Source organism: Listeria monocytogenes, assembly GCF_013282665.1.
Classification (GTDB): domain Bacteria; phylum Bacillota; class Bacilli; order Lactobacillales; family Listeriaceae; genus Listeria; species Listeria monocytogenes_C.
In genome coordinates this window covers 1,831,391-1,850,910 of the sequence record NZ_CP054041.1, presented here as the reverse complement: position 1 = coordinate 1,850,910, position 19,520 = coordinate 1,831,391, and the positions used below count along the sequence as shown (strand labels likewise).

Sequence of the window (19,520 nt, the reverse complement as noted above, 5' to 3'; positions counted from 1 at the left end):
CTCCCTCATCAAGTTGGTTCAATCAGTGCAATTTGCTCCACTTCTGTTTCTGGCGATAACTCACTAATGGAGAGCACCGGCACGTCCAATTGATATCTTTCTAAAACTCGCACAAAGCCAAATCGAAAATCTTTCCGCCTTGTTAAAATGACGGGTTCACGCCCAGTAAGTTGTGCTTTATTCACGGTATCTCTTACTTTTTGAATGATTGGTAGCTCTTTGTCGAGTGCCCAGTTTAGCGCGTAGCCATAGTAAGGCGTGTTAACAATTTCCGTATCCATTTCAATCGAATCTTGTAAAAGTAGCGCATAAATTTTGCCGTCTTGGTTTTTCGCTTGCTCACAAATGACTTTCGAAATTCGCTCCCTGACAAACGCCGTAATTCCATCAAGATCATTTGGATAAATCGTTTGACCGTCAATAATCCCTTCGACAATCGTTGGTAAATCACGAACCGAAATTCCTTCTTTCAAAAGTTGTCGCAGCACCCCTTGAATCAGCGAATAATCAATTTCTTTTTTCTTAATTTCATCAATCAAAATTTGATTTTCATCAGCAAGACCATCAATTAAATCTTTAATTTGCTGACGCATCAAAAGTTCATGCAAGTTCTTCCGTAACACGACATCCAAATGCGTAATTAAAATACTAAGCGGCTCGAGCACCTGATAGTTTTTCATTTGTGCATCTTCTAGTTCGCCCGGCAAAATCCAATAACCATCTTCCCCGAAAATCGGATCCTTGGTCGGCTCCGCATCAAGATCCATCATCACACCTGGTGTTTTCAGTGCCAGTAAATGCCCCGCCTTCAGAACACCACTCGCAACAGCCACACCTTTGACCTTAATCTCGTATTTCCCACGCGGCTGAAAACTCGTATTATCTTTAAAATTAATCCCCGGAACCCCAATACCTAAATCTTGTAAAATCGATTTCCGCATTAAGACAACTTTATCTTTTGCCGTTTCTCCGTTCATTTTTTGTTTCACAAGGGCCGCAATGTTTAAGCCAAGTTCAACAACTACAGGGAATTTTTCTCGTGCTGCGCCAAATGCTTGGTTGTGCTCCGCCTCAGCCGAATTCGTTTCCGACTGAATCAATTCCATTTCTTTTTCCAGTTCCAACTGCTCTTTTTTCTTTAAATTAAATTGCGTACGATAGCCGATGATACCAAGCACGACGCCAATCCCAACAAATGGAATTGTAGGTAGTGGACTAAATACGCCCATTAAGATAAACATGGCAGCAAGGGTATAAACAACCACCGAGTTTTGCATTAATTCTTTGAAAATCCCGACCGCAACGTTATCATCCGATCCGTCAAATACCCGAGTAACAATAACCCCAGCAGACATCGCCATTAAAAGTGAACCAATTTGGCTCACGATGCCGTCCCCGATTGTTAACTCTGTATATTTCACCGCAGCTTCCCCAAACGAAAGCCCACCTTGGACCATTCCGACAATTAAACCGAATACAATATTGACAACTGCAAGCAAAACAGTAAAAAGAACGTCCCCTTTTACAAATTTCCCAGCTCCGTCCATCGCTCCGTAGAATTCGGTTTCCATATTCAAGTAAGCCCGTTTTTCTTTGGCTTCTGGCTCTGTAATCAACCGTTGATTCAAATCTGCATCAATCGCCATTTGTTTACCCGGCAAAGCATCTAGCGTAAATCTTGCTGCTACCTCCGCTGTCCGCGAAGAACCATTTGCCACAATAAACTGAAAGACGATTAGAATAATGAAAATAACAATCCCAACGACAAAATTACTACCAATAACAAAGTTCCCAAATTGTTTAATTACTTGTCCTGGATCACCAGTGGTTAAAATCGCCCGCGTCGTCGAAATATTTATCGAAACCCTAAATATCCCCATCAAAAGTAGTAAAGACGGAAATGACTTTAATTCATTCCAATCTTTAATTGATGTGGCACGCATGTAAACTAACACTGAGAACGCCAAAATTGTCACAAGCACTAAATCCAATACAAATGGAGGTAATGGCACAATAAGTGCAACAACAAACGATACCGCAATCAAGATAGCAAAATATTTTTTTATAGCACCTAAATTCCCCATTTTGAAACCTGCCTTTTCTAAGATTAGAAAGGTCGCTCATATGTTGTTAGAACTTGATTTTGTCTGCGTCCATCAATTCTTTCATCACTTCAATAACATCTTTATATAAATCTTCTTGTATGTATTCATCTGGATTCGTCGTATAGTAAATACTTCTCGCCAGCTGTCTATTTGTAATCATTGGCACCCCGTCCGTATCCGCCACCTGACGAATAAAAAGTGCCAGCTCGTCTTCCCCTTTAATGAGTAGTTTCGGTGCATGATCTTTTGTTTTGTCATAACGCATCACAACCGAGATATGGGTCGGATTATTAACCACAAACGTCGCATCCGCCATTTTTTTCGTAATCGAACCTTGGAGAAGTCCCCGTGCAATGCTTCTTTGGCGCTGTTTCACTTCCGGTCGACCTTCTGAATCTTTCATTTCGTCCTTAATTTCCTGCTTCGACATCCGCAAGCCTTTTTTATAATCATAGCGCTGGTAAAAGAAGTCGAGCAGTCCGATTACCGCGATTACAAGAAAGAGCGCCAGAAATTCATTTTTGAATAAAGCAAAAATTTGTCCGAGTGAGTAGAGCCAATTTTGCCCGGTGTAACTAATGAGCGTGTCTAGATGATCTCGAAAGCCAATATACGCCACGTATGAAAGCAATGTAATTAAAAGTAGCGCTTTCACCACCTCGACAATTCCCTTCACACTAAACACTCGCTTAAAGTAGTTCGCCGGATTTAGCCGTTTGAATTGTGGTTTCACTGCTTTCGCGGAAAATAAAATCCCGACTTGCACGCCATAATTCATCAATCCGAAAATCACAACCATCACCATAATCGGCATCAACACTTTTCCAAACTCCATTACGTAAAACAAACTATAACTTTCCATGTTGGCAAGCTTTGGAGGCTGTTTCAAAAGGGCAACAAAAGCTTGGATGGTATTTTTGATAAACATTTCTCCAAAAAAATAAAGAAGCCCAGCTACAATTAATAATGAAAAAGCATTATTTAGTTCTTTACTTTTCGCCACATTACCTTCATTTCGAGCTTTCTTAATGCGGCGCGGCGTTGCTTTTTCCGTTTTATTATCCTTCGCCAAGCTTTTCTCTCCTCCCTATTTTTTCAGTAAATAATCAAAAAACGACACATATTGTTGAATCATCTCATCTGTCAAATTTTTAAAAACTGTACTCAAGATAGGTACCGCGCACGCAAGGATGAAAATCCCAAACGTAATTTTGATAATAAATGCATTCATAAAAATGTTAATTTGCGGAGCGCTCTTAGAGATAAAAGCAAGAATGATATTAACGATAAAAATACTACCCATAATCGGGAGCGCAATCGACACCGCGGAAGCAAGTGCAAAACCAAGCGTCCCAAGGAGCAAATCAATAAACCCTTTTTCAAATAAAATCGAAACCGAAGCCGTAAATTCAAACGATTTCATTAAATAATAAATTAAGTAATCCATTCCTTGTAGCGACAAGAATATTACTACAAAAAAGGTATCTAAAATCGCAGCCGTAATCGAGTTCTGCGTTCCGTAAGAAGGGTCAATCAAGTTCACCTGCGAAAAACCTAAATCATAATCAATCATAAAACCAGCCATTTTCGGGATTACCGCGATAATCTCTACTAATTTTGCTAGCGCTAGTCCAAATACCACTTCAGATGTGACTCGGAGAAGCAAATCAGGTAGCGTCGTGATTCCAGAAACATCTACCCACGTTGCAACGGGGATAGATATTGCCATCCCAAACACCACTTTGACACTATTTGGAATGTTACGCCCTTTTAAAAGCGGAAAGAAAAATAAAAAACTGGCAACTCGGCTGAAAACAATCACTACCGCAAGAAAAAATTCAAACTCCATGTTTACACCCTAATCATCAGGGGTAATTTGGAAAAGATTCCTACAAATAAATCCGTCATGTGTTCAAACATCCACGGTCCAAGAATAAAGAGCGCCACTACAAAAGCAATAATCTTCGGTAAAAACGTCAGCGATTGGTCTTGAATTTGCATCATTGCCATCAAAATCGCCACCACAATCACTACCACGATACAAATGAGCGACACCGGCAAAATAAGCGCCAGCCCACTATAGAAAAAATCTTGAAATATTTGCGTAATCGGCGTTAAATTCATTTTGCTACTCCCTTAAAAGTGAATTGTTTGAAAAATCATGTTGGTAATCAGCCCATACCCACCGATGAAAATAAAAACAAGAATCTTAAATGGTAAGCTAATGGTCATCGGCGGTACCATCATCATCCCAAGATACATCAGTAATGTACTAACAATTAAATCTATAAAAATAAACGCTAAGTATATAAACATCCCAGTTAAAAAGCCTTGGGTAATCTGTGTCAAAATAAAAGCAGGCATCAAAGCCATAAGCGGAGCATCTTCTTTTTTTGTAACCGGATCTTCTCCTTCTGCTTTCAACATCATGTTAATATCATGCTTATATGTATTTTCCGCAACATATTTTGTCAGAAGCGGCTGTGTTTCATCCCAAACTTTCGACGCACTCCACTCTTCTTTTTGCGAAGGTTTATATACATCGTCATACCAAGCAGTAATCAGTGGCTGCATCATAAACAACGATAAAAATAGCGCCAGTCCAACAAGCACTTGGTTGGGCGGTAAGTTCGTTGCACCAAGCCCCTGCCTCGTTAAACCGAGAACGATAATACAGTAAGTAAAGTGTGTGAACATTAATACAATGGATGCAGACAAAGAAAGGACCGTGACTAGTACAAACAGCGCCACACTAGAATTAACCCCGTCCGTCCCATTCACACCAAGTGAATCTAACCAACTTTCGGCATGCACATTCACACCCGGCCAAAAGAAAACCAATGAAATCGCAAAAATAACAACAAAAGAAATTTGAAATACTCGTCTAGAAGCTATTTTACGCATTTTCCTTCGTCTCCTCTTTCAAAAGTAATTCTCGGAAAAGTGCTTCATTTTGGTCATTTTTTCCTTTTAATGACACCGTTCGAATATCATTATTGGAAATAATCGCCAGCACTTTTTCCCCGTCCGCTTCCAGAAGCACTGCACGTAACTGATGAGAGATTAAAAGGGTGTCTTTCAACTTTATAAGATCATTTTCGCTTTTTCTCGTGCGATTTGCTTGCTTGTTTTTCTTAACTAAAAAATAAGAAATCCCCGCAAGAACTGCTAAAAGTACAATAATTTTTAAAAGTGACAAAAAATATTCCATTCAATAAGGTAAATTCACCTTTCACTCCCTTCATCAGATTACAAAAATAAATCATTTTTTCAAAATATATATCAATAAAGTGTTTTTTGTAACTGCAATATAAAATTTTACACCAAATTCAGAAAAAATCTATACTTTTTTTAAAAAATGAAATTGTGCGCAAAAATAAAAAAACAGCCAGTGTAACAGCTGTATCAAAGGAAAACTTCTTATTATTCGATTTATATTTTTCTATTTAGCTCAAAAAAAGGTTCTTCATACCCAATCCTTTTGACCTACTCACCTTCCCTTTACACAACTAACATATATTGTTATTATAAAAATAAACAGAAAATCAATAATACTATAGGATAGAGAGGTATGTGATTGTATGCCTAAATCAGAAATAAGAAAATTACTTCAAGAAATCAAAAAACAGGTAGATACTCCTGGGAATTCATCTACTAATGAAATTAAAAAAATGGCTTCAGAAGCTGGCATTGACGAAAAAACTGCCGAAGAAATCTACCATTTACTCACTGAATTTTATCAAGCCGTTGAAGAACACGGTGGAATCGAAAAATATATGCATTCCAACATTAGTTGGTTAAAAATCGAATTAGAACTACTTTCCGCATGTTACCAAATTGCTATTTTAGAAGATATGAAAGTCCTTGATATCTCTGAAATGCTCAGTCTAAACGATTTGCGGATTTTTCCAAAAACGCCAAGTCAACTTCAAAACACTTATTACAAACTAAAAAAAGAGCTTATCCAAGTAGAAGATATTCCTAAAAATAAGCCAGGTAGAAAAAGAAAAACGCAAAAAAATACGAAAAAAGAAAAAACCAACATTTTCGGCAAAGTCGTACCAGCTGAATTCAAAGCACCAACATCCATCAAAGAACAAATTAGTTACGACAAATCACGCGAAAAAAACTTGGTAGATTTACTGTCCGGCGTTAAAAGCAATGTCCAACTTTTAAGCGAAAACCAAGGTGAAGAAAACAACGTATATGACTTACTCAAAAGCATTTACTCACTGTCCTCCCTTGCTGTCCAAAAAGAAGAACTCGACAAAAAATACCAAGACTTACAAACAAAATACCAAGAACTGGAACAGGAAAATTCCTACTTAAAACAACAAAACGAAACGATGACAGACTCGTTCCATACGCTCGTGTTACAAGTAGCTGATTTCGCTTATGCTAGTGACTTAGACCAAATCCAAGCACTACCACTTTTCAGCCAGCAACTCGTTGTAACACTGAATCAACTTGGTGTATTTAAAGAAAATTATAAACAAATGTAATTTAGAAGGGGTGGCACGATGTATATCGAAATTTATACCGTAAATGGTGAATCTATTCGCCTTGACGACGACGCAAAAATCAACAACATCAGCATCCACGAATTATCAAAAGCAGATTTGAAAAACCTTTTTAACGAAAAATGTATCGAGTTAACGAAATACGACTTAACATATTTTATTAATACCAACCAGGTAAATTGGTTTCTTGTCAGCGAAGGAATCCATTAAAAAAGAGCTAGGATTATCTCCTAGCTCTTTTTTAATACCTAAATATCAAATTCACTCTCTAAATCACCATATTGATTTGGTCCATCACTTTCAAGACACATAAATACTAAAATTATTATACTGCCAACAAACGGAATAAGACTTAAAAGGACGAAAAACCCACTTTTGCCAGAATCATGTAGACGTCGAACAATTAAACTGATTGTTGGAAGTAAAGCCGCTAACAAGTATAGCCATAAAATGATTACTAGAACGATTGCACCACCACTGCCAGCTATTCCGGTGCCCCCCATAGCAGCTTCCATAATAGCTGAAATACCAAAAATAAAAGCTAAAGCATATAGTATTACAAAAATAATCATATTCCAAAGTACTACATACCAATACGCTGATCTCGGGGCTCTCCCACTAAAGTTAACGTAATTTCTCCAAAATGATTTATAAGCTTCTAAAAATCCCATATTTCCTCCTGTGTAAGTATATTTTATTATAACTTTAAGGTTATACGCCATCTATATTTTACACAAGGTTAAAATAGAAAAATTCATAAAATAGACACATTTCAAATCACAAACAAAAACAGGACTAATGACGTAGGTCTTAAAACTCATGAGAGGTAGAAAACCCATTTCTTAAAAAACCGCAGAAAAAGTGCTTTTATATAACAAATCTTCTCATACTTTCTAAAAACCAATAAAAAATAGATATAATCTCATATTTCAAAGTAAGTAGTAGTAAGTAAAAATGAATATCCCTTTTAAAAGAAAGTCTTTCCTTGTATGATTTATACTACATTACAACATACCGCCATCTATCTGTGGTAAATTCTGAGAGTGGATGCTTTCCCAAACATCCATATCTTTGTTCACTTAGAAAATTCCCAGTGGTATTTATAAGCATCAGTAAATGCCGAACACCTCGGACTTTCCCTTGTTCGAGGTGTTTATATATATTTAGTATTTCCAAAAAAAATACTCCTAGTGGCTGCTAACAACCGCTAAAAGTATAAAAGGGAGTTTAAGGTAAGTAAAGACAACCCACTACAAAAAAGGGAGAAAAAGTAATGGCATTGTCATTGCTTATGGTTATATAATACCCGTCTCACATAATCCAAACCCTGATTTAGTATTAAAATTAGATGACGAATTTAACTAAAATGCAACAGAAACCACCCTGTTTCAATAAACAATCCCAACAAAAAACGCACCCGGAAAATAATACGCTTTCCAAGTGCGCTTTTTCAGCTTACGATTCTTTATGGTTTTCATACCATTCTTCCGCTTTTGAAGTAGCAATTGGGATGGCACGGCTTTCTGAGTAGCCTTCTTTTAGTAACGCGTTGCCGATTTCAATTGCCTTTTCACGTTCGGTCTTTCTTAGATTTTTCCATGAATCTGGATAATCTTTTTCGTTCCAAGGCATAACTTTCCACCTCGCTTTTTAGTTAATTGGTGCTCCGCCGGTGATTCCGTATACTTGACCAGTTGTGTAACTTGCTTCATCAGATGCTAGTAAAACATAAGCGCTTGCAAGTTCTGCTGGTTGACCTGCTCGTCCAAGTGGTTGGTCTTGACCAAATTCTGGAATGCTATCTTGAGGCTGTCCACCAGAGATTTGTAGCGCCGTCCAAATTGGACCTGGCGCAACTGCATTAATTCGAATGCCTTTTTCTCCTAGTTGCGCCGCTAAACTTTTGGTTAATGAAATCAAACTGCTTTTTGTCATTGCATAGTCAACAAGGTGCGCACTTGGTTTCACGCCTTGAATGGAGGACGTTAAAATGATGCTTGCTCCTGCTTTTAAGTAATTAAGTGCTTCTTGAATTGCGAACACAACGGAAAAAACGTTCACTTCAAATGTATCACGTAGTTGTTCAGCTGGAAGTTTTTGAATATCTAATTGATATTGTTGTAGACCAGCATTCAGCACTAGAATGTCTAGTCCACCTAACTCGTTATATGCTTTTTTTACTAAATCTTTTGCTAAGCCTTCTTTTCGTAAATCACCTGGTAATAAGACACATTTCTGTCCAGCATCCTCAACAATCGCTTTAACTTCCTGTGCGTCGACTTCTTCGTCTGGATGATAATTAATCGCTACATCGGCGCCTTCTCTAGCATATGCAATCACAGCAGCTCGACCAATCCCAGAATCGCCACCTGTAACAAAAGCTTTCTTTCCGGCTAATTTATTCGCCCCTTGGTAGCTCGACTCACCTGTATCTGGAACAGGCGTCATTTTACTTTGCAAACCGGGATAATCTTGTCGTTGTTTTTCAAATTTTCCCGTATGGTATTTGTTTAGTGGATTTTCTTTATTCATCATAAAACCTCCTATATTTTTGCAACGTAACCCATGACTAGATAAGCTACGAAGATTATTAAAATGGCTAATATAAGTATCCACCAAATATTAGCGCCAAGTTTTCGCTTCACTTTTTTATTTCCCATTTTCATTCCCCCCATTACTTTATGTCTTCCCTCCTACTTTACGCTAAAACGTTTAACATCAAATTGAAAAAGAATTGTAGTAAATATGAAAAAAAGAGAACGGAAACCCGCTCTCTCTTTTAAAATTTTTATTAACTTCGAAGCCCTCGTCCTTTACTGATTAAATACCAACAAATCGAGTAAAGAACGGCACTAAATACAACAAGAATGGATAGAGAAATTGCTACTGGTACATCTGTAACACCTAGGAAACCGTAGCGGAATCCGGAAATCATATAGACAATCGGGTTCACTTTAGAAATCGCTTGCCAGATTGGTGGTAACATTGAAATCGCGTAAAATACGCCACCTAGGTACGTTAACGGTTGTAAGACAAAAGTTGGAACAATGGATACATCATCAAATGATCTAGCGAAAATCCCGTTAATAAGACCCGCGAGTGAAAATAAAATCGCCGTCATTAAGAAAGTAATAATACCAATCGTCCAAGAATGAATGTGAATTGGCACAAACACCATCGAAATAAGCGTGACAAGTGCTCCAACTAAAACACTTCTACCAATCCCACCAATCAAAAAGCCCCAAATAATAATATGGGTTGGCACCGGCGCAACAAGAATTTCTTCAATATTTTTCTGAAACTTTTGCGAGAAAAAGGAAGATGATACATTAGCGTAAGAACTCGTAATAACAGACATCATAATCAGCCCCGGTACAATGTACTCCATGTAGGAAAAGCCATTCATATCCCCAATGCGACTACCGATCATTTTCCCAAAAATAATAAAGTAAAGCGAAGTCGTGATAACTGGCGGCACGAGTGTCTGCACCCAAATTCGCATATAGCGATTCGTTTCTTTCGCCGCTAAACTTTTTAACGCTGTAAAATATAGATTAAACATGTTTCTCCCCCACTTGATGTTTTTCTTCGGTAATTTTCAAAAATAGTTCTTCGAGGCGATTAGATTTATTGCGCATCGAAAGCACTTTAATGCCGTGTTCGCTTAATTGTTCAAAGATATGATTCACTCCTTGATTACGTTCCACTTCCACAGATAAGGTTTGTTTATCTTCAAACACATGGTTATAACCTGTGATTTCAAAAGATTCATCATACGGTTCTAAATCAAAAATAAATGTCTCAAATTGCAATTTAGCAAGTAATGATTTCATGCTTGTATTTTCAATTAACTCCCCAGATTGAATAATACCGATATTGCGACAGAGCATCTCTGCTTCTTCTAAATAATGCGTCGTCAAAATAATCGTTGTACCGCTTTCGTTTAACTCTCTTAAAAATGTCCACATCTCGCGTCTCAGTTCAATATCGACACCAGCAGTCGGTTCATCTAAAATAAGTAACTTCGGTTCATGCATGAGAGCACGCGCAATCATCAAGCGGCGTTTCATCCCGCCCGAGAGCATCCGCGCGCGTTCATTCCGCTTCTCCCATAAATTCGATTGCTTTAAATATTTTTCGCTACGTTTGATGGCTTCCTTACGAGAAACACCGTAATAGCCAGCTTGGTTAACAACGATTTGCTGAACCGTTTCGAACGGATTAAAATTAAACTCTTGCGGAACTAGCCCGATCTGTTGTTTAGCCCGAACAATATCTGTATCGAGATCATAGCCAAATACGCTTACTTGACCAGATGTTTTATTAACTAACGACGTAATAATACCGATAGTCGTTGATTTACCGGCACCATTAGGTCCAAGGAGCGCATAAAAGTCTCCTTCTTCTACCGTTAAATCCACACCGCGTAACGCTTCGACCCCAGTGGAATAAATTTTTCTTAACCCTTTTATTTCAAGTGCATAAGTCATGTAATTGCTGTCTCCTTATAAATTATGATTCCTTTATTTTAGCACTTATTCGCCAATAAGAAAAAACAATCGTCTTCCACGCAAAATAGTGCGAAAAGACGATCATTTTTTAATTAATATCTGCTCATCGTTCTTCTTGATACTCCTAAAATAAGCAAGAACCAACCGACGACAAAACAAACACCACCAATAGGCGTAATCGCACCTAAAACAGATACTTTAGAAATACTTAACACATACAAACTACCCGAGAAAAAGACAATTCCAACCGAGAATAAAATGGCTGCCCATGTGTAAAGCCGACTAGCTTGTTTTTCCATTAATATCCCAACGATTAAAATGCCAATTGCGTGAAACATTTGATACTGAACGCCGGTTTCCCAAGTACTCGCATAACTGCCAAGCACATCTTTTAAAGCATGTGCCCCAAAAGCCCCCAGCAAAACTGCCAGCCCTGCAAAAATGGCTCCAGTAATTATTGTTTTCTTCATAGTTACCCCCTAAAAATCAAGCAACGAGTCTCCGTTCGCGCCGTCTTCTAACTCTATTTTTGTGCCATCCATACTTGCAATTGGCGCCGGTTCTGTTGGCTGAATAGCAATCGGTTCTACAGCCGCAGTTTTATCGTCGCCCGTTTTAGCAAGTTGAACAAGAAGCATCAAGCCGTGCAAATGCTTATCTTGGCTTGCTTTTGTTGTTGCTGCTTTTGCTTTCGCTAATTCACTTTCCATTTGTTCAAAAATCTTTACATCTGCAATAATCATTTTTCCTCAACCTCAATTGTTTTAATAACGCGTGCTGGGTTGCCGGCAAGAACGACATTATCGGGGAAACTTTTCGTGACAACCGCACCTGAAGCAACAACGACATTATTTCCAAGTTTCACGCCCGGATTAATAATTGCACGTCCCCCAATCCAGACATTATCGCCAATTTCGACTGGTTTACCGAGCTCTAATCCACTATTGCGCTCCACCGGATCAAGCGGATGCGTCGCTGTATAAATATGAACACCCGGCGCCAACATACAGTTGTCGCCAATATGTACTTCGCAAACATCTAAAATAACACAATCAAAATTAGCATAAAAGTTTTCGCCTACATAAATATTAGAACCGTAATCAACACGAAAATCAGGTTCTACATAAACTTTCTCTTTCGTTCCGCCGAATAGGCGCTTCAGCACGCTTGCACGGGACTCTGAATCCATTGTATCGTTAATCTCTCTGCAGAACTTACGTGCACGATTTCTTCCGTGTGCAAGCTCTCTGTCGCTAGGATCATACATTTCTCCTGCAATCATCTTTTCTAGTTCTGTTTTCATCCTGACACATCCTATCCACGTTTTATTCTTATTCATTATAACTAAATGAATCACAGAAATATAGTAAAGTAATCGCTCCACTCAAAAAACTACGCGCAGCTACCTTTTGTGCATTTTTCTTAAAAAAATGATATTCTAGTAAAGTAGGTAAAATTGGGGAGGAATTTAATATTATGATTAAAGTTATTGCTTCAGACATGGATGGCACACTACTTAACTCTGATATCGAGATTGCACAAGAAAACGTCGAGGCAATCGAAAAAGCCCGCGCCAAAGGCATTCATTTTGTTCTTTGCACCGGACGTATGTATGACGATGCAATGGGGTTAATTAATAAAGCTAATTTATATGCACCAGCAATTTGTATGAATGGTGCAGAAATTCGTGACGAACACGGCAAAATCATTTTGCAACATCCGATCGATAGAAACCTAGCAAGAAACACTTACAACACATTGACTGAACTAGGTATGTATACCGAATTTTTCACTGATATGGGTCCAATCACAACAGATAAAGCTCGTGGCAAAGAATTTATGATTGAAATGCACAAACGCATCCACCCAGATGTTCCCGCAGAAACCATTATGGATAAAGTAGAAGAACGTTTTGAATCCAAGGACGTTCACGAAATTCCAGATGTAGAGCGTATTTTAGGCAATAAAGATTTAACCATTCTAAAATTCATTTCCTTCTCTTCTGATAAAGACATTCTTGCAAAAGCCAAACAAAAACTAGAAAAAGATTCCGAACTATCCGTTACATCTTCTTTCTCTGATAATATTGAAATCACTCACCGCGAAGCACAAAAAGGGATTTCTTTACAATATTACGTAGAAAAATTAGGCGTAACACTTGATGAAACTTTTGCAATTGGAGATAATATGAATGATATTTCGATGTTAAAAATGGCTGGTTATAGTGTTGCTATGGGTAACGGCGAAGAAGAAGTCAAAGACCTTGCAAAACACGTAACCCTTTCGAATGATGAGCACGGCGTTGCAGCAGCCATCTATAAAATGTTAGAAACAAATGACTAAAGTTTATTTATAGGAGGAAACACGAATGACAATCAAAAAAACATTAACTATTGCAGGTTCTGATTCAAGTGGTGGTGCTGGTTTACAAGCAGACTTAAAAACGTTTGAAGAATACGGCACATACGGTTTTAGCGCAATCACAACCATCGTAACAATGGATCCAGACAACAACTGGGCACACGGCGTTACTCCAATTGATGCGCAACTTGTTCGCGAGCAACTAAAAACAATCCTTTCTGGCGGTCCTGTTGACGCAATGAAAACAGGCATGCTAGGATCAATTGATATCATTAAAGCGACACGCGAAGCCATCGACAAATATGATTTAAAAAATGTCGTAATCGATCCAGTTATGGTTTGTAAAGGCGAAGACGAATTAATCCAACCAGAAAATGCTGAAGCTATCCGCGACCTACTGCTTCCAAAAGCAACAATCACAACACCAAACCTATTCGAAGCAGGTCAATTATCCGGTCTTGGCAAATTAACTACATTAGATGATATGAAAAAAGCAGCGAAAAAAATCATCGAATTAGGTGCTAAATACGTAGTTATCAAAGGCGGAAAAGCCCTAGAAAGCGACAAAGCAATCGACCTACTTTATGATGGCAAAGAATTTACTATCTATGAAGTAGAAAAAATCTCTCCAAGTCATAATCACGGCGCTGGTTGTACTTTCGCAGCAGCAATCACAGCTGGACTTGCAAAAGGTTTAACAGTTGAAGAAGCAGTCGCAAAAGCAAAAGACTTTGTTACAGCAGCTATCCAAGGTGGATTTGCACTAAACGAATTCATCGGTCCTGTTTGGCATGGCGCTTATAATAAAGCAGAAAATAGATAATACGAAAACCGCCCAGTGCTTGGGCGGTTTTTTATTATAATAAAAGTTAGGAGATGAGTTCAATGAAAGTAAGCAAATCATTTGAAGTATTTGCGAAAGAAGCTCCCGAAGTACACTCTGCCTGGATGGAAACCGTACATAAACTAGACGCCGCAAGTAAACTCGATAAAAAAACAGAAGAACTAGCATACATTGCTGTCATGGCTGCCACTCGCTTAGAAAGCGGACTCCCTTTTCATGTGAAAATGGCAAAGACAAACGGTGCGACGCGTGATGAGATTATTAGCGCCATTCTTGTTGGTCTACCGGCTGTAGGAAATACTGTTATAAGTGCCCTACCTATTGCCTTAGAAGCATATGATGAAGTTTAATAAATAACGTTAAAAAATAGACTGTAGATAAAATGATTTCTCACTTTGTCTACAGTCTGAAACCGCCCAAACACTGGGCGGTTTTTTATTTTACTTTTCTAGTTCTACGAAGGAATACAAATAGCCCACCTAACATAAGCATACCCAGGCCTACCAATAAGCTACTTTCTAACACGCTATCCCCAGTTTTAGGGAGTGATTCTTTTGGTTGTGTTTTTACTGTGTTAGAAGTACTTTCTTGTGTGTTTACTTTTTCTGCCTTTGGACTACTTGCTTTTGTTTGCGCCTTTTCTTTCACCGTACTGCTGCTATTATCATCTGTTGTCGCAGTATTATCCGTCGAGTTACTGTCATCATTTGTATCTGCTGAATTGTCAGGAGCCGGTGTGACATCTGTATCATCATTTTTTTCATAAACATACGTAACCGTTTGTGCCTCTTTACTAAACACTCCTGTTGCATTATTAGGTGTTTCCTGTAAAGTCCAACCATCAATCGTTTTTGCTTCTGAAGTATAGTTATCACCCACATCCCCACTCAACGTTTCTACAGATGCTAATTCATTTCCTTCTGAGTCTACGTATTTTACAGTAATATCCACGCCAACTTCTACTTTCTTAAATGGTACTTGCAAATCAACTTGATCACCATCTTGCTCAAAAGTGACTAATTTGCTTAGATTTTCTTGATACATCGCTTCATCAAATTTATATCCTTCAAAGTTTCGTGAAATAAAATCTAAATCAAAATTCGCTGGTGTTAGCCCAACTGCCTCTTCAAATTGAGCAGCATCTATATCGCCGTTCATGTAGTCTACCATGTAATGTAGCAAATCGTTCCATAAAAGAGTAGGCGCATCAGGCGTATTTCTTAAATCTTTATAAGTTGTATTTTTTGCTAAATCACCGAATGTTACTGTGTCTGTTGGGACACCATCTGGGTAGGCATAACTTAAGTCTAATGCGGACTTAAGTTCCCGGCGGCTACCATCAGGAGTATAAAATGAAATACCGACCGTTCCTTTATTTACTTCACTTTTCGTTTTTGAGTAGGTGTACGTAACTGTTTGATTAGTTTCAGCAAACTGACCATTTTGATTGCTAGTAAGTTTTGTCTCATCTACTTCATATCCATCAATCGTTTTTGGTTCAGAGGTATAAGCTGTATTTAAATCTCCCGTTTTCACTGTATCCTCTGCTAATTTATTTCCATTACTATCTACATATTGAATCGTTATTTTGGATTTTGTGTTTACCGAATAATTGTAAACTCCACCGTTACCTGCCCCGTCGTAATATTCAAGGCTAATGCTGCCTGTTCCAGCTTTTGTTGGTGTTCCGGAAAGTGTTATATCTGCATATTGATAGTGCGTACCGTCTTCACTTAACGGTCCATATTTCACTGCATAGCTAATTCCGTCCATATTGGATAATGTTACTTTCACATCAGAAATATAGCTACCCCATTCATTGTTTGGTAATGCTTGATCTTGAAGATGTATCTTTTTAGTCATTTCTTCTCCAATCGTTTGTTCTAAATCACTAGTAGCAGTTAAGCCTTGCTTGTTTACGGATATTTTTGGCGCAGCAGCTTCTTTTTCTTCTCCATTTAAACTCGTTGCAAAAACTTGGAATGGTGCCTGGAAAACTAAAGCTGTACCGAGAAATATTGCTCCTATTTTATCTAATTTCATTTTTTTGCCCCTTCAACTTTATAATTTCAAGTTTTCTAAAAGCTGTAATTATCATATAGGTCTCACTTGATTTTTAAAGTATATCAAAGCTGAGGAGGACTAATATGTGTAAAATCCACTTCATAATATCAATCATGTGTCGTTTTTTCGAATTATTAATTTCGCCAGTAATTGCTGTTTTTTTGTTCTATAACCAATCCACATTCTCGCTATTGGTGAATCGGGAAATGCGGACAAGGATTTGATTATCTTTCATTTTGATCTGTCCTTTTCTTTCTAAATTTTGTAGGTATTTGTATAAACTTTTCCTCGAAATATTACTATAAAGCGCCAATTTATTCTTATTCACATAATCAGGCAGTAGATAAAACTCATTTTTCACTTCTAATTCTAAACTTTGGCATAACTGCTGCAATGAATAAGCTAATCGGCCCTCTGAATTAAGATCATTTTTCATTAATTCAAACATAAAACTCGCGGAATTATCCATAATTGCTCGCATTAGTTTTTCAGAATAAGAAGCTTTGTTCGCTGCATAATTAAGGAAAAACTCACGATGCAGTAAAACAATTTGAGCAGGCGTTTCAGCAACTAGTCTTAGTTTATTTTGCACTCTTAATTCGTATGGAGATTGGTATATGACACTATTCTTCCTAAAATAATGCAGAATTTGTTGATGTTCATTTTCCATACGTAAGACACCTTCTAAAACTAAAATAAAATGCGCCTCTAGTTTTTGTATTTCAAATACTTCCGATATATTTAGTTCTTCTCGAATAATCCAGAATTTTTCTGGGGTATTTTGTTCTAGCTCGCCTATCAAAGTTGACCAGTCGTCCATTTGCTTCACCACCATCAAGTTTTTTCCTAACCGCATTCATATTGTGTTAATATACCCTTTTATCCATGAAAAAATCGTTTCTAAAAATAAGACCGAGAATGCGAATGATTCTAATTGGTAATTTATATCTGCTCTAGCGATTTTATGTTGCAATCGGTACAAAAAAACAACCGTTCTCTTAATTTTAGATAGAGAACGGTTGTTTTCTTTACTACGATATAAATAATTTCACTTTGAACACAGTATTCAATTTTTAATTGGTGGATTTTCAAAGACATTAATCGCTTCTGTTAAGATAGATAATTCTTCTTCTAATAGGGCCCGTTGTTTTTTTAGTTCCTGCGCTTGCAAGATATTTAAGATTTCGTTCGATTCAATATTGTCATCATTATTAAATTTTTTTACCCATTTTCCAAAAGTGGAATTAGGGACACTAAATTCCTGACAGATACTATGCTTCGTTTTCCCTCTGCGATATAAAGCAACCAAACTTTTTTTGAAATTCTCGTCATATTTTGCTTTAGCCATAAAACTTCCTTCTTTCTATTGTTAAATATCATAAAAAAGATGCAAATATATCTGTTATTTCATTTCTAATATATCAAGTTTTTCTAACATTTTTTCATAAAGTCCTAAAAATAGGACTTCTTCCGCCAAATTTTCTATGCTACGATTTAGAAGTAAAATGGCTGTTAAACTCCTTGCACTACCTCTTAGATGCAGCCCACATCTAAATTATGAAACAGAAGGAGTCACTTGAATGGTCGGGTATGGAAAAACAGTGAGAGATATTCGCACTTCGAAAGGAATACATCAAAAAGATTTATACGATAATATCATTTCCAAATCCTTCGCTATCGAATTTGAAAAAGGAAAGCACGATATCACATTAAATTTGTTTGAAAAAATATTAAAACGAATGAATATGGATCTAGATGAATTTTTTTATATCCATCGAGAACTTTCTGAATCTGCAGAAAAGAATTATTTGTGTATGAATCAAGAACGAGGAAACATTTATGATTTAGAGAGTTTGGAGCTGTTATACAGCGAACTTTCTAAACATGACGGAGAATTAGTTGAAGTATGGAAAGCATTTGTCCGCTCGAGAATAAAATTAGTTGAACATTTGCTTAAATATCATGAATTTACAGTGGATGTCATTACTGTAAAAGATAAATGTACCATTCAAAAATATTTATTTTCAATTGATACATGGACATTAGAAGAACTTAAGATTTGCGCTAACTCTATTTATTTTTTTGAAGAAGATCTTCAAATTCAATTTTTAAATCAAGTAATTAAAGCGATTCAACCTTATAAAAATTATGACCGAGCAAGGCGCGTTTTATGTACCCTTTTAATTAATACGATTGAAGTTTTCATTTCCCGTGGTCAGCTTTCTTCTGCACGCAAACTCCTCATGTTGTTAGACTCCCTATGTATTTATAATGAAAGTGCCTTCTACCGAAACATCTCGAATTTTTTAAGAGGTTTACTTAAAATGCAAAGCAATCAAATTAAAGAAGGATACGCGCAAGCAAAAAAAGCCATTCAAATTATGAATGACCTTCGTTTTGAAGAAATTGCTTATTTATATGAAATTTTATTAGATCAGTTTATCAGGATAAAAGGTATAGATATTGTTGGTGGCTAGCTTTCTAGGAGCCAAGATTCATTCATACTTTTGTCTTTCCCAAAGTACTTCCCATGAACATCAATGACTGAGTGCCATTCTTTACATAGTTTATGTGGAATATTTTCGATTATCGGCATAAACTCTTCACGCATTTGTTCATACGTTTTATATTCACCAAAACCCAACCTAGTAAATAATCGCCTGGCATACAAATCAGCAATAAACACATTCCGTTCAAAAATATACAGCAACATTGCATCCGCCGTTTCTTCCCCGACTCCCTTTATGCCTAACAACTCTTTTCGTAAAGCATCCGTTGAATAAGTCCGAAACTTATCTAAACTAGCTCCGTGGTCATGGAACCACTCGGTAAGTGCTTTAATATAGATACTTTTTTGTTTATAAAAGCCAGCCGGATAGATTAATTCTTCTAATTTCGCTATATCCATTTCCATTAAACTTTTTAAATCCAAATGAGGCGCAAGATTCGCTAATGCTTGCTTGGTATTTCTCTCTGTCGTGCGCTGAATTAATATCATCGAAAGCCAGTCAGCTAGACGATTATCCGCTTCCCACCAATCTTGATAGCCATAGTGCTCCACTAAATTATTTAAAACTAATACTTTTTGTTCGTTTACATTCACCTTGCATCACCT

Annotated in this window: 24 protein-coding genes; 6 read left to right on the top strand and 18 right to left on the bottom strand. The window is 37.3% G+C overall.

Annotation, left to right across the window (positions count from 1 at the left end):
* Positions 1–8: 8 nt before the first annotated feature.
* From HRK21_RS09290 to HRK21_RS09265, 6 genes are read right to left on the bottom strand one after another with little or no spacing between them, the layout of a single operon-like run.
* Positions 9–2,084: a flagellar biosynthesis protein FlhA gene (locus tag HRK21_RS09290; protein ID WP_070006296.1), complete on the bottom strand. Its 2,076-nt coding sequence runs from the start codon at positions 2,082–2,084 to the stop codon at positions 9–11.
* Between the two features lie 46 nt (positions 2,085–2,130).
* Positions 2,131–3,177: a flagellar type III secretion system protein FlhB gene (gene flhB, locus HRK21_RS09285; protein WP_070006297.1), complete on the bottom strand. Its 1,047-nt coding sequence runs from the start codon at positions 3,175–3,177 to the stop codon at positions 2,131–2,133.
* Positions 3,178–3,192: 15 nt separating this feature from the next.
* On the bottom strand, positions 3,193–3,954 hold the full coding sequence (locus HRK21_RS09280; protein WP_003733160.1) for a flagellar biosynthetic protein FliR: 762 nt from the start codon (positions 3,952–3,954) through the stop codon (positions 3,193–3,195).
* A 2-nt stretch (positions 3,955–3,956) separates the two neighbouring features.
* Positions 3,957–4,229, bottom strand: a complete 273-nt coding sequence (locus tag HRK21_RS09275; protein ID WP_003718817.1) for a flagellar biosynthetic protein FliQ — start codon at positions 4,227–4,229, stop codon at positions 3,957–3,959.
* Positions 4,230–4,241: 12 nt separating this feature from the next.
* Entirely contained in the window at positions 4,242–5,009 is a 768-nt protein-coding gene (locus HRK21_RS09270) for a flagellar type III secretion system pore protein FliP (protein ID WP_003738346.1), read from the bottom strand.
* Positions 5,002–5,316, bottom strand: coding sequence for a hypothetical protein (locus HRK21_RS09265; RefSeq protein WP_003729398.1), 315 nt, complete (start codon positions 5,314–5,316; stop codon positions 5,002–5,004). The genes HRK21_RS09270 and HRK21_RS09265 overlap by 8 nt, the downstream gene beginning before the upstream one ends.
* A 370-nt stretch (positions 5,317–5,686) precedes the next feature.
* Between HRK21_RS09265 and mogR the strand changes: the two genes are divergently transcribed.
* A complete protein-coding gene (gene mogR / locus HRK21_RS09260) occupies positions 5,687–6,607 on the top strand; it encodes a motility genes transcriptional repressor MogR (protein WP_070006298.1) in 921 nt (306 codons plus the stop codon).
* 18 nt (positions 6,608–6,625) lie between these two features.
* Entirely contained in the window at positions 6,626–6,835 is a 210-nt protein-coding gene (locus HRK21_RS09255) for a lmo0673 family protein (RefSeq protein ID WP_003721793.1), read from the top strand.
* Between the two features lie 38 nt (positions 6,836–6,873).
* Here HRK21_RS09255 and HRK21_RS09250 read toward each other — a convergent pair whose 3' ends face one another.
* From HRK21_RS09250 to HRK21_RS09215, 8 genes are all read right to left on the bottom strand, one after another.
* Positions 6,874–7,296 (bottom strand): DUF805 domain-containing protein, encoded by a 423-nt coding sequence (locus HRK21_RS09250; protein ID WP_003738344.1) that lies wholly within the window; start codon positions 7,294–7,296, stop codon positions 6,874–6,876.
* Positions 7,297–8,080: 784 nt separating this feature from the next.
* The gene (locus HRK21_RS09245) at positions 8,081–8,257 is read right to left on the bottom strand and encodes a DUF2188 domain-containing protein (protein WP_003738343.1); all 177 of its coding nucleotides are present in this window, start codon (positions 8,255–8,257) and stop codon (positions 8,081–8,083) included.
* Between the two features lie 18 nt (positions 8,258–8,275).
* On the bottom strand, positions 8,276–9,160 hold the full coding sequence (locus HRK21_RS09240) for an SDR family oxidoreductase (protein ID WP_077952728.1): 885 nt from the start codon (positions 9,158–9,160) through the stop codon (positions 8,276–8,278).
* Between the two features lie 256 nt (positions 9,161–9,416).
* Positions 9,417–10,187, bottom strand: a complete 771-nt coding sequence (locus tag HRK21_RS09235) for an ABC transporter permease (RefSeq protein WP_003738341.1) — start codon at positions 10,185–10,187, stop codon at positions 9,417–9,419.
* A complete protein-coding gene (locus HRK21_RS09230) occupies positions 10,180–11,115 on the bottom strand; it encodes an ABC transporter ATP-binding protein (protein WP_003738340.1) in 936 nt (311 codons plus the stop codon). The genes HRK21_RS09235 and HRK21_RS09230 overlap by 8 nt, the downstream gene beginning before the upstream one ends.
* A 113-nt stretch (positions 11,116–11,228) precedes the next feature.
* Positions 11,229–11,606: a DUF423 domain-containing protein gene (locus tag HRK21_RS09225; RefSeq protein ID WP_069888211.1), complete on the bottom strand. Its 378-nt coding sequence runs from the start codon at positions 11,604–11,606 to the stop codon at positions 11,229–11,231.
* Positions 11,607–11,615: 9 nt separating this feature from the next.
* Positions 11,616–11,879 carry a DUF5327 family protein gene (locus HRK21_RS09220; RefSeq protein ID WP_070006300.1) on the bottom strand — a complete coding sequence of 88 codons (264 nt, stop codon included), beginning with the start codon at positions 11,877–11,879 and terminating at the stop codon, positions 11,616–11,618.
* Complete coding sequence (locus HRK21_RS09215; RefSeq protein WP_003738337.1) at positions 11,876–12,439, bottom strand: maltose acetyltransferase domain-containing protein; 564 nt, start codon at positions 12,437–12,439, stop codon at positions 11,876–11,878. Before HRK21_RS09215 ends, HRK21_RS09220 begins: the two co-directional genes overlap by 4 nt.
* 173 nt (positions 12,440–12,612) lie before the next feature.
* Between HRK21_RS09215 and HRK21_RS09210 the strand changes: the two genes are divergently transcribed.
* The 3 genes from HRK21_RS09210 to HRK21_RS09200 all read left to right on the top strand — a co-directional run bounded on the left by HRK21_RS09210 (position 12,613) and on the right by HRK21_RS09200 (position 14,691).
* Positions 12,613–13,479, top strand: a complete 867-nt coding sequence (locus tag HRK21_RS09210) for a Cof-type HAD-IIB family hydrolase (protein WP_003738336.1) — start codon at positions 12,613–12,615, stop codon at positions 13,477–13,479.
* 25 nt (positions 13,480–13,504) lie between these two features.
* On the top strand, positions 13,505–14,320 hold the full coding sequence (gene pdxK, locus HRK21_RS09205; protein ID WP_003738335.1) for a pyridoxine/pyridoxal/pyridoxamine kinase: 816 nt from the start codon (positions 13,505–13,507) through the stop codon (positions 14,318–14,320).
* 62 nt (positions 14,321–14,382) lie between these two features.
* A complete protein-coding gene (locus HRK21_RS09200) occupies positions 14,383–14,691 on the top strand; it encodes a carboxymuconolactone decarboxylase family protein (protein WP_069888209.1) in 309 nt (102 codons plus the stop codon).
* 85 nt (positions 14,692–14,776) lie between these two features.
* Here the strand turns inward: HRK21_RS09200 and HRK21_RS09195 are convergent, their stop codons facing one another.
* The 3 genes from HRK21_RS09195 to HRK21_RS09185 all read right to left on the bottom strand — a co-directional run bounded on the left by HRK21_RS09195 (position 14,777) and on the right by HRK21_RS09185 (position 17,753).
* Complete coding sequence (locus tag HRK21_RS09195; RefSeq protein WP_070006301.1) at positions 14,777–16,384, bottom strand: MucBP domain-containing protein; 1,608 nt, start codon at positions 16,382–16,384, stop codon at positions 14,777–14,779.
* A gap of 187 nt (positions 16,385–16,571) precedes the next feature.
* Positions 16,572–17,225: a cyclic nucleotide-binding domain-containing protein gene (locus HRK21_RS09190; protein ID WP_070006302.1), complete on the bottom strand. Its 654-nt coding sequence runs from the start codon at positions 17,223–17,225 to the stop codon at positions 16,572–16,574.
* Between the two features lie 246 nt (positions 17,226–17,471).
* Complete coding sequence (locus tag HRK21_RS09185; RefSeq protein WP_003732607.1) at positions 17,472–17,753, bottom strand: transposase; 282 nt, start codon at positions 17,751–17,753, stop codon at positions 17,472–17,474.
* 232 nt (positions 17,754–17,985) lie between these two features.
* On the opposite strand from HRK21_RS09185, the gene HRK21_RS09180 reads away from it, so the two are divergent.
* On the top strand, positions 17,986–18,882 hold the full coding sequence (locus tag HRK21_RS09180; protein WP_003738331.1) for an Rgg/GadR/MutR family transcriptional regulator: 897 nt from the start codon (positions 17,986–17,988) through the stop codon (positions 18,880–18,882).
* Here HRK21_RS09180 and HRK21_RS09175 read toward each other — a convergent pair.
* Positions 18,879–19,508 carry an endonuclease III domain-containing protein gene (locus HRK21_RS09175; protein WP_070006303.1) on the bottom strand — a complete coding sequence of 210 codons (630 nt, stop codon included), beginning with the start codon at positions 19,506–19,508 and terminating at the stop codon, positions 18,879–18,881. The genes HRK21_RS09180 and HRK21_RS09175 overlap by 4 nt on opposite strands.
* Positions 19,509–19,520: the final 12 nt, after the last annotated feature.